This window comes from Proteus sp. FZP2095 (assembly GCF_023701425.1).
Taxonomy (GTDB): domain Bacteria; phylum Pseudomonadota; class Gammaproteobacteria; order Enterobacterales; family Enterobacteriaceae; genus Proteus; species Proteus cibarius.
The window spans coordinates 388,709-401,858 of the sequence record NZ_JAMQBJ010000001.1; the positions used below are offsets into that span (position 1 = coordinate 388,709).

Here is a 13,150-nt window from a genome sequence, read left to right on the forward strand (position 1 = left end):
GTGTATTTTCTTAAATGTACTTGGTATGTTACTGGTTTGTGGATAGTATGTTATTACAATGACAGCTCAAAGGTGGAATGGATATGCGAATTACGTTGCGGCAACTGGAAGTCTTTACTGAAGTTCTCAAGAGTGGTTCTACAACGCAAGCATCACAACAGCTTGCTTTATCTCAATCTGCTGTCAGTGCTTCTTTAACTGATCTCGAAAGCCAACTCGGTGTGCAGCTTTTTGATAGAGTGGGAAAACGGCTTGTCACAAACGAACATGGACGATTACTTTATCCTAGAGCACTATCTTTACTCGAACGAGCAACCGAAGTTGAGCAATTATTCCAAGCTGGGAATGGTGCTTTGCGCATCGCTGCAAGTACAACAATAGGTAATTATATTCTTCCTCAAATGCTGGGGAATTTTCATCGTAATTATCCTGATATTCCGTTAGAAATGAGTATTGGAAATACCGAAGAAGTCGTTAAGTTAGTGAGCGAATTCCGTGTTGATTTAGGGCTAATTGAAGGCGCTTGTCAAAGTTCTGAACTGATTAGCCAGAAATGGCTTTTAGATGAAATGGTTATTTTTTGCTCTCCCGATCATCCGTTAGCTAAAGCATCAAAAGTGACTTTAACTGATTTACAGTCAGCTCCTTGGATTTTACGAGAAAATGGTTCAGGAACTCGAGATGTGCTTAACCATCTTCTATTTGCTTCTTTACCAGGTTATCGCATTGAAATGGAATTAGGTAACTCAGAAGCAATAAAACATGCCGTTATGTATGAAATGGGGATCAGCTGTTTATCTCGCCGAGTGATTGAAGAGCAGATTAATAATGGTTCATTAAAAGAGATAAAAGTAGAAGGGTTGGCATTACAACGTACCCTATATCTGGTTTATCATCGCCAAAAACATGTCTCTGATGCACTGAAAAAACTTCTGACATATTGTAATGCTGAACACTTAATCGGCAATTTTTCATAAATTGCTAATAATTGACGCCCGATCATGAAGGTATCTTATAATCCTAGATCCTTGCTATTCACGAACGACAGATTTGCTACAATCCTCGTTAGAAAAGTGAATATAAAAGTGGAATGTTATGTCAGAACAACAAAATAGTACTGCTGGTTCGGGCGCAGTACGCACTTTGCGCCGAGAGTTAAAAGCGCGACATTTAGCGATGATTGCTATTGGTGGTTCAATTGGTACAGGACTTTTTGTCGCATCTGGCGCAACTGTTGCTCAAGCAGGGCCGGGTGGGGCATTACTCTCTTATGCATTAATTGGACTAATGGTCTATTTTCTAATGACAAGCCTTGGGGAATTAGCCGCATTTATGCCTGTTTCCGGCTCATTCTCAACATACGGCTCTAAGTATGTAGAAGAAGGTTTTGGTTTCGCATTAGGCTGGAACTATTGGTATAACTGGGCAGTTACAATTGCTGTTGACCTTGTTGCTGCACAATTAGTGATGCTCTATTGGTTCCCTGATGTTGATGGTTGGATCTGGAGTGCTCTATTCCTTGGTGTTATTTTCTTACTCAACTATATCTCTGTAAAAGGGTTTGGTGAGGCAGAATATTGGTTCTCTTTGATCAAAGTTTCCACAGTAATTATCTTTATTATTGTGGGTATTGCGATGATCACTGGCATTATGAAAGGTGCCGAAAACGCAGGTTGGCACAATTGGGAAATTGGTGATGCACCTTTTGCGGGTGGATTTGCTGCCATGATTGGTGTTGCCATGATTGTTGGTTTCTCATTCCAAGGTACAGAATTGATTGGTATTGCGGCGGGTGAATCTAAAGATCCGGCTAAAAATATTCCCAAAGCTGTACGTAAAGTGTTCTGGCGGATCTTACTGTTTTATATCTTCGCGATTTTAATTATTAGCTTAATTATCCCTTACACTGATCCTAATTTACTGCGTAATGATGTAGGTGATATTAGCGTTAGTCCATTTACACTAGTCTTTAAAAATGCGGGATTATTATCTGCAGCAGCTATCATGAATGCAGTTATCTTAACGGCAGTACTTTCTGCTGGTAACTCAGGCATGTATGCATCAACGCGTATGCTGTTTACATTAGCAAGAGAAGGCAAAGCACCAAAATGCTTTGGTAAATTGTCTAAAAATGGTGTGCCACGCAATGCGCTTTATGCGACAACGGTTGTTGCTGGCCTATGTTTCCTAAGTTCAATGTACGGAAACCAAACTGTTTACTTGTGGCTATTGAATACCTCAGGAATGACTGGTTTTATTGCATGGTTAGGTATTGCGATTAGCCACTATCGTTTCCGTAAAGGTTATGTTGCACAAGGTCGTGATTTAAATGACTTACCTTATCGCTCCGGCTTCTTCCCAATTGGTCCTATTTTTGCCTTTATATTGTGTTTAATTATTACATTAGGTCAAAATTACCAAGCTTTCTTAGAAGATACGATTGATTGGTATGGTGCAATTGCAACCTATATTGGTATCCCATTATTCTTATTAATTTGGTTTACTTATAAGATTGTGAAGAAAACCCGCTTTATTCGTTATAACGAAATGGAATTTCCAACACATATTGCGAATAAAAAATAACCTATAAATCAAGCTATTAAAACGTCCGTTTTTGTGATTGTGATCACTATAAAACGGGCGTTTTTCTATTTTTTGACCTGTCAATTATAAAAAAACATACAAAAACTTTAATTATATCGGCAATCGCATTGATAATTATTATTATTTGCTTTATTGTTGGCGTACAATTTATTTGCTGAAAAATAAAATAATGGCGCTATTAGTTGTAAATAATATGCTTAATGTAATGAGTCTGATAATAATTAGTCCTTCTAGTGCTCAATACAGCCAACCAACAGCTCATCGCCATATAATAAATTACATAGCGAATATAATTCACCGTATAATAATTTGGCGACTCACTTCTTTGTTGAATAAATTGTCTCAAATTAATAATTGGCTTTTTGTACATAAAAAACAGTTGATGGGTTGTACGGTATGTTTTTGCTTACTTAATGGGTTGGTAAGAACAGAACAACGTAGAAAAAAAACTAGGTACAACAATTGATATGAGTATTATGTCAGAGAGACTCACCACACAAGAGCATGAAAAAAATACATCAGATAATGTGAAAGCCCATTATCGAAAAATGATGAATAAACGCATGCTATGGTTGGGAGTTATCATTTTAATTATTTGTGGTTCAGTGGTGTTAGATTTCACTATGGGGCCTTCTGGTTTATCACTTGATAAATTATTAACAACCCTTTTTCAACCTGAGCTTGTTGATGCGGGTTCTCGAGTGATTGTATGGGATATCCGCTTACCTTATGCCTTAATGGCGGTTGTGGTAGGGATGTCGCTAGGATTAGCGGGTGCAGAAATGCAAACGATCCTAAATAATCCGTTAGCAAGCCCATTTACATTGGGTTTATCAAATGCAGCTTCATTTGGTGCTGCATTGGCGATTGTTTTAGGTATTGGTATTCCCGGTATTCCTGACCAATGGTTTATTTCGGCGAATGCGTTTTTCTTTGCATTATTATCAGCCTTATTATTAGACGGAATAACTCGCTGGACACGTGTTCCAACATCGGGTGTTGTGCTGTTTGGTATAGCTATGGTGTTTACCTTCAATGCATTAGTCTCCATGATGCAATTTATTGCAACAGAAGATACTCTCCAAGGTCTAGTTTTCTGGACTATGGGAAGTTTAGCGCGGGCAACATGGGTAAAACTCGGTATTATGGCTGGCGCATTTGCGGTCATTATGGTGATTTCGTGGATGAGCTCATGGAAATTGACTGCATTGCGATTAGGTGAAGATAGAGCGATTAGCTTTGGTATTGATGTAAAGCGTTTAAGATTAGGTTCATTATTGCGTATTAGTATTTTAACCGCGCTTGCAGTTGCCTTTGTTGGGCCCATTGCCTTTATTGGTTTGGTTGCACCTCATATTGCTCGCATGATGTTTGGTGAAGATCATCGATTCTATTTACCAGCAAGTGCATTAATAGGTGCTTTAGTTTTATCATTGGCATCAATTGCTTCTAAAAATTTAATACCGGGTGTCATTATTCCTGTGGGTATCGTGACATCGCTGGTGGGCGTGCCATTTTTCCTCAGTATGATTTTACGTCATAGGGGGAATATCTAATGATGGAAGGATTAAAGATCCAAGATTTTAGTACTGGATATGCTAAACATCTTATCATTAAGACGCTGGATGTAGAGCCATTACCAAAAGGAAAGGTCACTGTATTATTGGGGCCAAATGGTAGCGGAAAATCAACCTTACTAAGGGCGTTGGCGGGATTAAATAAATCATCAGGTATTGTCAGTTTAGATGGCAACGATCTTGCGTCGATGAATTTTGCACAACGTGCGCAAAATGTAGTCTATTTGCCACAAACATTGCCGGCGGGTGTTCATTTACATGTTTTAGAATCCATTATAGTGGCGCAGCGAGCTTCAGGTGGATTACATAATGAACATAGTGAAGCTCAGGTAATGCACTTATTACGTCAATTAGGTATCGAGCATTTAGCATTACGTTATTTAGATGAATTATCGGGTGGTCAAAAACAATTAGTTGGGCTTGCTCAATCATTAATTAGACAACCTTCTTTATTATTATTGGATGAGCCATTAAGCGCATTAGATCTTAATTACCAATACCATGTAATGGATTTAGTCGCTAAAGAAACGCATCGTAGAAATATTATTACTGTTGTTGTTGTTCACGATATTAATATCGCCTTACGACATGGCGAACATATATTAATGTTAAAACAAGGGCAATTAATTGCACAAGGCGCGCCGGATAAGGTTATCACAGCACAAAGCCTTGCTGATGTTTATGGTGTTCAAGGTAGATTGGAATATTGTTCACAAGGAATACCTCAAATTATTATTGATGGTTTAGTGGATAAAATATAGAGAAGTAAAAGAGAAAAGAAGTAAATATAGGGATGCAGTAAATAGGGATATAAAAATAATATTAAAATAACCAAGGGTAATTAAATTTATTTATTACCCTAATTTCTGAGCAATTGTCGATCTGTCCATCTATATAAAACTGAGAGAATATATATTCTTGGAGAATCGGGAATGGTAGTGTTAAATAAAAATAAAATCGCGCTTGGCGTTATTGCAGCTATTGCATCAAGTTTTGTTATGACTGCATCCGCAGAAAATGTAGAAAAACTGCTTGTTACAACAGCGGCTGGGTTTAAACAAACGGTTGAAGATGCCCCAGCATCGGTTTCTGTTGTTACACGTGAACAACTAGAAACTAAATCTTACCGTGATGTCACCGATGCACTAAAAGATGTACCAGGTGTATTAGTGACGGGGGGAGGTAGTAGCTCTGATATCAGTATTCGTGGTATGGATGCAAAATATACCATGATCCTTGTTGATGGTAAGCGTATTGCCTCGCGTGAAACGCGCCCTAATAGTGATAACTCTGGTATTGAACAAGGTTGGTTACCACCTTTACCTGCGATTGAGCGTATTGAAGTTGTACGTGGCCCAATGTCTTCTTTATATGGTTCAGATGCAATGGGTGGGGTTATCAATATTATTACCCGTAAAGCGCAAAAAGAGTGGAACTTTAGTCTACGTGCAGACAGTACTATTACAGAGCGTAAAGATTCAGGTAATACTAATCAAGGGAGTTTTTATGCTGGTGGTCCATTAATTGATAATGTACTTGGTTTAAAAATTCAAGGGCAATATTCTCATCGTAGTGAAGACAAAATTGTGAATGGCTATAACCGTCAAATCACAGCAACGGGTGGTGGTACTTTAAGTTGGACACCAGATGAACAAAACACGATTGATTTTGAATTTAAAAAAGATAACCAACATCGTGATTCTCGCGTTTGGCATTCAAAATCAGGGTTACCTAGTCGAGGAAAAGCACCGGAAAGCAGCTTTACTGATTATGAGCTAACCCATTATGCGTTAACTCATGATGGTGTTTATGATTTTGGTACGATGAATACGTATGTTCAGCGTGATGAGAGCCGTAACCCATCTCGTAAGATGGATTATGACGACACAACAGTGCGTAATCAAACCGTCTTTATGTTAGGTGACCATACATTAAGTGTGGGAGCACAATATCGTTATGAAGAGCTAAAAGACGAAGGTAATAAAATTAAAGGTGGTAACAAGCTAGATCGTTATAGTTGGGCGTTATTTGCTGAAGATGAGTGGGCAATGACTAACGATTTCGCCTTAACGGGTGGCTTACGTATGGATAAAGATGAGAACTTTGGTACTCACTGGACTCCTAGAGTATACGGTGTATGGCATCTTGCTGATGAGTGGACATTAAAAGGTGGCGTATCTACTGGTTATCGTTCACCGGATCTACGCCAAGCAACGGCATCATGGGGTCAAGGTACGGGTGGCGGTAATTATGATGCTGTTATTTACGGTAACCCAAGTTTGAAACCTGAAAAATCAGTCACTGAAGAAATTTCAATTATCTGGGATAACCGTGAAAATCTGACGGCAAGTTTAGGTCTTTTTAATACCGACTTTAAAGATAAGATTATGGAAGAACGCCGTTGTGACAGCCGTACAAATAAAGACGGTTCTAAAATGACGGATCTTCGTGACTGTACATTAGCAGACGGTGTTGGCAATAATGGGAAACCTTATGACTTTGTTAGTGATAGAACTAACGTAGATAAAGCGAATATGCGTGGTATTGAGGCGACCTTTAACTGGACAATATCACCAGAGTGGAATTTAGCGGCTAACTATACCTTTACGGATACTGAACAAAAAAGCGGTGATTTCAAAGGTAAACCACTGAATAAACAGCCTCGTCATATGGCTAATGCAACCTTAAACTGGGAAACAACGCCAGAAATGGAAACGTGGGCACGTATTAACTTCCGTGGTAAAACCTCTGATTACTTATCACGTACTTCTATGTCACATGGCACGCCTTCTTATGCGTTTGTTGATATTGGTACCAGCTACAGTTTAACCAAGCAACTAAATGTTATTGGTGGTGTTTATAACGTGTTAGATCGCCGTATTGATCAAGAACATTTTAATACTACTTTAGAAGGTCGTCGTTACAATATTGGTTTGAACTATAACTTCTAATTTTTCACCCTCAGTTTGTGTCACTAAGACTCCACTTGTGGAGTCTTTTTTTATCATTCATTTCTTTTTATTTGTTCAAAATTAGTACTGGAAAATTTAAATATTGAGGTTTATATTTAGCTCAATAATTCATCTTATTCATCGTTTTATTCTGAGTATTAGATTGTTATTTCTACTTAGTATCTACCGTTTTTTTCTTAATTTATTCTCTTACTTTTTATTTATATAAAATAGGCTGTTAAAAAATAGACATTTTTTATTAAAAGTCTACTTTTGAGGGTAAAAAGAAGTGTGAGTTAACAATTCTTTAGCATTAATCTTATTAATGCATTTTAAATGCTTTATTTTGATGATCTATTGATGATGTAAATTTTGTTGTAAGGTTTAATTCTTACTTATCAATGTATTATGTTTTTGTCCCCTTCGAAGTAGTAAAGACTTTCGAAATATTTAAAGCTTAATGATTGTGATAAAAGCACAATTATTGTTAATTAAATGTGGCGTCATATGTTGACTTAGTTTGCGAATTGAAAAGATCGTAAAAAAAGAGGGCTTTTTGATGAAAATGTATTGCTATTTAAGTCTGAGACGTGCAAAATGCGCCCACTAAAAATATGACTGATGCGTTTAAAGTGCATCGGTTTTTTTTTGCATTTTTACTTATTACTACACCAAGAGGTCAGATTCATTTGAGTCTGAATAGATAACATAATTTGATTAGCAGCCAGCCCCTTAGAGAAAGGGTTGTCATGATAGAGGAATGCTAATATGGTACATTTATTCTCTTTCGCAGTTGGGCCTAACGGCACTGCGGGCAATGATGACTACGGAGCACGGCGTCTCCTAAACACATACACATCCTTAAAAACTTCATTCTATTCTGTTTATAGGCAGATGCGAAGTCTTCCCAGTAACTGTCGGTTGAGTTTATCTAATACTCAAACCGAGGTTATGGGAGGGTTCGCTAATGTCAGATAACGTCATCTCCTCTATCGGCACTAACCAAACTGGTGCTAACAATCGAGTTCAACTACGTAAAACCTTGACGCTAATGCAGGTAGTCATGATGGGGCTTGCTTTTTTACAGCCTATGACTATTTTCGATACATTTGGTATCGTTTCTGGCATTACCAATGGTCACGTAGCAACATCGTATGCGATTGCATTGATTGCAATTTTATTTACAGCTGTAAGCTATGGAAAATTAGTTAAGCGTTTTCCTTCAGCTGGCTCTGCGTATACTTATGCTCAAAAATCCATGAGTCCTTATGTTGGCTTTATGGTGGGTTGGTCATCTTTACTCGACTATTTATTTATGCCAATGATCAATATCTTATTGGCGAAAATCTATTTGCAAGCAATATTCCCGGGCGTTGAACCGTGGATTTTTGTATTTGGTTTAGTGGCTTTAATGACGTTCTTTAACCTACGTGGTATTAACGTTGTTGCTAACTTAAATACAGCAATTGTTATTGTACAAGTTGCAGTAATGGTTGTGTTTGTTGGATTACTTATTCACGGTGTATATAACGGAGAAGGTGCAGGGGAGTTATGGACCTTTAGACCGTTTGCGTCTGTTGATGCTGAAGTTATACCTATGATAACCGGAGCGACAATACTCTGTTTCTCATTCTTAGGTTTTGACGGTATCAGTACATTATCAGAAGAGACACCAAATGCAGGTAAAGTTATCCCTAAAGCGATTTTCTTAACTGCGCTGATTGGTGGGATTATCTTTATTGCTGTTTCTTACTTTTTACAATTGTATTTCCCAGATATTTCACGATTCAAGAATCCAGAAGAGTCACAACCTGAAATAATGCTGTATGTTGCTGGTGCTTTATTCCAGTCTATTATTTTAGTGTTCTCATGTGTGACTGTATTAGCATCAGGTATGGCGGCTCACGCAGGTGTTGCGCGTTTACTTTATGTTATGGGTCGCGATGGTGTATTCCCGGAGAAGACATTTGGTTACGTACATCCTAAATGGCGCACTCCTGCATTTAACGTGCTATTAGTGGGTTTCTTAGCCTTAGGTGCTGTGTTCTTTGACTTAGTGACTGCTACGGCATTAATTAACTTTGGTGCGTTAGTTGCGTTTACTTTCGTGAATCTGTCTGTTATTTCACAGTTCTATATTCGCGAGCGTCGTAATAAAGGATTAATGGATCATATTAATTACCTGATATTACCTATCATTGGTGCCGCTACAATGGGTGTCTTGTGGATAAACCTTGAACCAGGTTCTATGGAATTAGGTCTTATCTGGGGTGCAATTGGTATACTTTATATGGTGTGGATCACGCGTCGGTTCCGTCGACCAATGCCACAGATGCCAGAAAAGTAATATTCTAAGAATTGTCATAATGATAAATAAAATGGCCTCAGCAATGAGGCCATTTTTTTTGTATTGAATAAACAGTATTAGAATCAAGCAGGATAATAAATAACCAGTTGATTGATTTATATACAATAAGATTAAGGGTATTTACTCATTCAAATAAAAAAATTAAAAATAATTTTATATGGGGGCTAGGGTTTTTCTTAAGTATTTATAATTAGGTTAATTTACTTGTTTAAGTTAAATTAAACAATTTTTATATTAGTTTGAATATATCTATATATATGAAAAACAAACTTTATATATTCAAAATATATTTTTTTACTTTTTAAGTATTATATTGATGCTCAATTAAAGATTAGTCAAATATCCTAAAAATAAAGAAAATACTTTATAAATAAAGTGTTTTAAATAATTATCATTATGCAATTTAAACTTACTCTATGAGTAAATTTTGATTGTTGTGCTACTCTTTAATTAGGATTAGAAAATATATTTTCTTAATTCACATCTAATTAAGATGATTAAGGGAATAATACTAATTCCAATAGGCGATTTATTTAAAAACGAAAGGTAACAATATGTCTTTAATTAAGAAAGTTGCTCCGTTTATCGTGTTGTCTGGATTTATGGTTGCAGGTAATGCTTTTGCTGCGACACAGGGTACAACGGTGTCATTCGAAGCATTAATTCGTGCCGCAAGTTGTGATGTTTCTTCAACAACAGAAGGTTCTAGAATTGATTGGGGAACCTTCACAAGTGATGAAGTGACTGGCAAAAACGTCGGTGATCAATTAGGAGATAACAAGACGTTTAATTTAGAGCTTTCTAATTGTACAGCAGCATTAGCAGCTGATGGAACAATCAATCTTTATGCTCGTGGTAATAAATCAAACTTTGATTCTGAAATGTTTGCTAACGCAACAGCAGCTTCTTTAGCTGTAAAATTGCTAGCAACAGCAAGTAATACTTTAGTTAAACCAAATGTTGAAACAGGTCTGACATTAGGACAAGAGATCATTAAAGACGGCACTGGTCGTATTCCGATGACAGCTGGTTTGTATTTAACAAATGGTGCAGTAACTAGTGATGAATTAAAAGTACCAGTTACTTTTACTGTTGCTTATAACTAATATTACTTAATTTTTAGAGGCTCTATTAAATAGAGCCTCTCATTAAAGAAGAAATATAATGATTAAAATTACAAACAGAATAAGAAAAATTTTTGTTATTTTACTAATGATTATATCTCCACTCGCTTATTCCAAAGGTGTGGGTTTAAACGCTACACGTATTATTTATCCTGAAGGTGAGAATAGTGTAGGTGTTATCGTTCGTAATGAAGAACCAAAAGTAAATTATTTGGTACAAGCCTATATTTCCTCTGATGAAAATCCAGTTGTATTTCAAGTCACTCCACCTCTTTTCAGAATTAATAGTTTATCAAGGCATGAAGTAAAAATTTATGCCATGAGCAATTCTTTACCGAAAGATAGAGAAAGTATTTTTTACTTTCATGCAAAGATGATCCCTGGACAAAACAATAATTCTGACACAGCGGGTCTAAGTGTAGGATTTGATAATGTCATAAAGCTTTTCTACCGACCTAAAAACTTACCGATGACGTCAGAGGATGCGCAAAAGAAATTAAAATTCAGTGTGGAAGGGAAACAATTAAAGGTAGTCAATAATTCCCCTTATTACATCAATTTTGCTGGGTTCTCTGTCAATAATATAAAGCTAGATGTTAGTTTGGCTAATAACAATGCCATGATCGCACCTTATAGTTCGATAAAATATGCCTTACCTACAGGTGTAAATAAAGGAAGTGTTCAATGGCGTACAATAGATGATTTAGGTGGATTTAATGAACATAAAGCCACATTTTAAACTAATTGTATTGGGAGCATTATTAAGTTGTATCTCATTTTATGGGTATAGCGCTGTTGATGACTCTGCGGTTGTCATTGTAAAAGGTTCAGTAACAAAAGGTACATGTGCTTTTACTTTATCAGACCAAACAGTGAAATTTTCTCAATCAACATTAATGCAAAATGTTGATGAAATAGGTGTAAAAGAAGAAAACAAAATACCTTTTTCTGTTAACTATCTTTGTCAAGATTATGTTGATGAAACACCTGATATGGAAGTTGTTATAAAAGCGGGTTCAGGAACACAAATTGCAAATAACAAAATATCACCGGTGAATAATCCAACTAATGCGAGTTTTGCTCTATATGACTGTCAAGGTGATCATTGTTCTTTAGTTAATTTTAACTCTGGAACAAGTTCTGTTTATATTACAACGGGAAATGGTAATAAAAATAAAGATTTTGAAGTGGAGCTCGTTAAGAAAGATAGTTCAGCGGTTAATCCCGGTACGCTAAAAGCAATATTAGCATTAACACTTATACAACCTTGAGAAAGTAAATATGAACATATTTCTATTGAAAAGGAGTTTGTTAAGTTTATTTATTACACCAGCACTCTTTATTAGTTTTAGTGCTCAAAGTATTGAATTTGACTTTAAAGTAACCATTGATAAACAGACCTGCAAGCTCTCAGTTTCAGGAACAAGTAACAATGAAGTTAATTTTGGTAGTATTCAATCGAATAAAATTAAAAATAATCTTATAGAACCTATCCCGATAAAGGTATTACTGAGTGACTGTAAAACGAATGACTTTTTTGATACCTATGTGACGATGAAGGCAAAAAGCACTTTAAATACGATTACTTTTAATGATGATCTCAATAAAAGTTTTGGTATCAGAATATCAAGCAAAAATAATGTTGCTCAATCTAATACTAATACGGATTTTTTTAAATCTGAAGATACGGTTTGGAATAACATAAGTATAGATAAATTAGAAAAAACACTTTATACCTATGTCAAATGCAAAGACCCTACAGTTTGTGATCCTGAAACTGGAGAGTTTTCGGCAACGTTAACTTTTTCGTATATCGTTGATTAAGATATTATATGAATAATTTTATTATAAAAATTTCCATGGTTTTAATATTAGCTTTTAGTTATTTTAATGCTAACGCTCAAGGGGTTAGTTTAGGAAAAACACGTGTTATTTTTTCTGAAGGTAGTTCAAGTGAAAGTGTATATATTTCTAATGATGATAATCAACCTTATTTAATACAAGCTGGCGTTACTGAAAAAATTGATGGAAATTTGTCATCTAATTTTATTGTTACTCCTCCTGTGTTTCGTTTAGAGAATAGGAGCGTATCATCTTTACGTATTTTATTAAAAGATACTCAAGATTTACCCAATGACAAAGAGTCACTCTTTTATTTGAATACAAAAATTATCCCCTCTACTAAACGACCTGATGAAAGTGAATCACAGGAATCAAAACTAGTATTAATAACTAATTTTGTGATTAAAGTAATTTATCGACCTGAAAATATAGCAAGACCTTCAGAACAAGATTACAAAAAAATCTTTATTAAAAAAAACGAAGGAAAGTGGTTTTTAGATAACCCAACACCGTATTATATGACATTAACATCAATTAAAGTTAATAATGAAAAATATAATAAAACTCTCTTGTTAGCACCTTATAGCAAAGCTGAGTTGGTAGAAGTATCAATAAAAGAAGCTAGTTGGCATGTAATTAACGACTATGGTGAATTATCAAAAGAATTAAAATATAAGGACTAAT

At 35.8% G+C, this 13,150-nt stretch carries 12 protein-coding genes; all 12 read left to right on the top strand.

The window, feature by feature from the left end:
• The first annotated feature begins 83 nt into the window (after positions 1-83).
• Positions 84-977 carry a DNA-binding transcriptional regulator YeiE gene (yieE, locus tag NBG71_RS01755; RefSeq protein ID WP_075673572.1) on the top strand — a complete coding sequence of 298 codons (894 nt, stop codon included), beginning with the start codon at positions 84-86 and terminating at the stop codon, positions 975-977.
• 118 nt (positions 978-1,095) lie between these two features.
• Positions 1,096-2,583, top strand: a complete 1,488-nt coding sequence (locus NBG71_RS01760) for an amino acid permease (protein WP_023581400.1) — start codon at positions 1,096-1,098, stop codon at positions 2,581-2,583.
• A 569-nt stretch (positions 2,584-3,152) separates the two neighbouring features.
• A complete protein-coding gene (locus NBG71_RS01765) occupies positions 3,153-4,160 on the top strand; it encodes a FecCD family ABC transporter permease (RefSeq protein WP_371317014.1) in 1,008 nt (335 codons plus the stop codon).
• Positions 4,160-4,942, top strand: coding sequence for an ABC transporter ATP-binding protein (locus tag NBG71_RS01770; RefSeq protein WP_075673570.1), 783 nt, complete (start codon positions 4,160-4,162; stop codon positions 4,940-4,942). The genes NBG71_RS01765 and NBG71_RS01770 overlap by 1 nt, the downstream gene beginning before the upstream one ends.
• A gap of 171 nt (positions 4,943-5,113) precedes the next feature.
• Complete coding sequence (locus NBG71_RS01775) at positions 5,114-7,132, top strand: ligand-gated channel protein (protein WP_075673569.1); 2,019 nt, start codon at positions 5,114-5,116, stop codon at positions 7,130-7,132.
• Between the two features lie 768 nt (positions 7,133-7,900).
• A complete protein-coding gene (locus NBG71_RS18890; protein ID WP_075673568.1) occupies positions 7,901-8,110 on the top strand; it encodes a hypothetical protein in 210 nt (69 codons plus the stop codon).
• Positions 8,100-9,479 (top strand): APC family permease, encoded by a 1,380-nt coding sequence (locus tag NBG71_RS01780; RefSeq protein ID WP_075673567.1) that lies wholly within the window; start codon positions 8,100-8,102, stop codon positions 9,477-9,479. Before NBG71_RS18890 ends, NBG71_RS01780 begins: the two co-directional genes overlap by 11 nt.
• Positions 9,480-10,054: 575 nt before the next feature.
• Positions 10,055-10,606 (top strand): fimbrial protein, encoded by a 552-nt coding sequence (locus NBG71_RS01785; RefSeq protein WP_075674306.1) that lies wholly within the window; start codon positions 10,055-10,057, stop codon positions 10,604-10,606.
• A 58-nt stretch (positions 10,607-10,664) separates the two neighbouring features.
• On the top strand, positions 10,665-11,363 hold the full coding sequence (locus NBG71_RS01790; RefSeq protein WP_099660740.1) for a fimbrial biogenesis chaperone: 699 nt from the start codon (positions 10,665-10,667) through the stop codon (positions 11,361-11,363).
• Positions 11,341-11,895 (top strand): fimbrial protein, encoded by a 555-nt coding sequence (locus NBG71_RS01795; RefSeq protein WP_075674304.1) that lies wholly within the window; start codon positions 11,341-11,343, stop codon positions 11,893-11,895. Before NBG71_RS01790 ends, NBG71_RS01795 begins: the two co-directional genes overlap by 23 nt.
• Before the next feature lie 10 nt (positions 11,896-11,905).
• Positions 11,906-12,448 carry a fimbrial protein gene (locus tag NBG71_RS01800; RefSeq protein ID WP_075674303.1) on the top strand — a complete coding sequence of 181 codons (543 nt, stop codon included), beginning with the start codon at positions 11,906-11,908 and terminating at the stop codon, positions 12,446-12,448.
• An 8-nt stretch (positions 12,449-12,456) separates the two neighbouring features.
• Positions 12,457-13,149 carry a fimbrial biogenesis chaperone gene (locus NBG71_RS01805; protein ID WP_099660738.1) on the top strand — a complete coding sequence of 231 codons (693 nt, stop codon included), beginning with the start codon at positions 12,457-12,459 and terminating at the stop codon, positions 13,147-13,149.
• Position 13,150 lies beyond the last annotated feature (1 nt).

Excerpts from the sequence above, each read along its gene's own strand:
- NBG71_RS01780 (WP_075673567.1), top strand. The coding sequence starts at position 8,100 with ATGTCAGATAACGTCATCTCCTCTATCGGCACTAACCAAACTGGTGCT.
- NBG71_RS01800 (WP_075674303.1), top strand. The coding sequence starts at position 11,906 with ATGAACATATTTCTATTGAAAAGGAGTTTGTTAAGTTTATTTATTACA.
- NBG71_RS01795 (WP_075674304.1), top strand. The coding sequence starts at position 11,341 with ATGAACATAAAGCCACATTTTAAACTAATTGTATTGGGAGCATTATTA.
- NBG71_RS01790 (WP_099660740.1), top strand. The coding sequence starts at position 10,665 with ATGATTAAAATTACAAACAGAATAAGAAAAATTTTTGTTATTTTACTA.
- NBG71_RS01770 (WP_075673570.1), top strand. The coding sequence starts at position 4,160 with ATGATGGAAGGATTAAAGATCCAAGATTTTAGTACTGGATATGCTAAA.
- NBG71_RS01760 (WP_023581400.1), top strand. The coding sequence starts at position 1,096 with ATGTCAGAACAACAAAATAGTACTGCTGGTTCGGGCGCAGTACGCACT.
- yieE (WP_075673572.1), top strand. The coding sequence starts at position 84 with ATGCGAATTACGTTGCGGCAACTGGAAGTCTTTACTGAAGTTCTCAAG.
- NBG71_RS01765 (WP_371317014.1), top strand. The coding sequence starts at position 3,153 with ATGATGAATAAACGCATGCTATGGTTGGGAGTTATCATTTTAATTATT.
- NBG71_RS18890 (WP_075673568.1), top strand. The coding sequence starts at position 7,901 with ATGGTACATTTATTCTCTTTCGCAGTTGGGCCTAACGGCACTGCGGGC.
- NBG71_RS01785 (WP_075674306.1), top strand. The coding sequence starts at position 10,055 with ATGTCTTTAATTAAGAAAGTTGCTCCGTTTATCGTGTTGTCTGGATTT.
- NBG71_RS01805 (WP_099660738.1), top strand. The coding sequence starts at position 12,457 with ATGAATAATTTTATTATAAAAATTTCCATGGTTTTAATATTAGCTTTT.
- NBG71_RS01775 (WP_075673569.1), top strand. The coding sequence starts at position 5,114 with ATGGTAGTGTTAAATAAAAATAAAATCGCGCTTGGCGTTATTGCAGCT.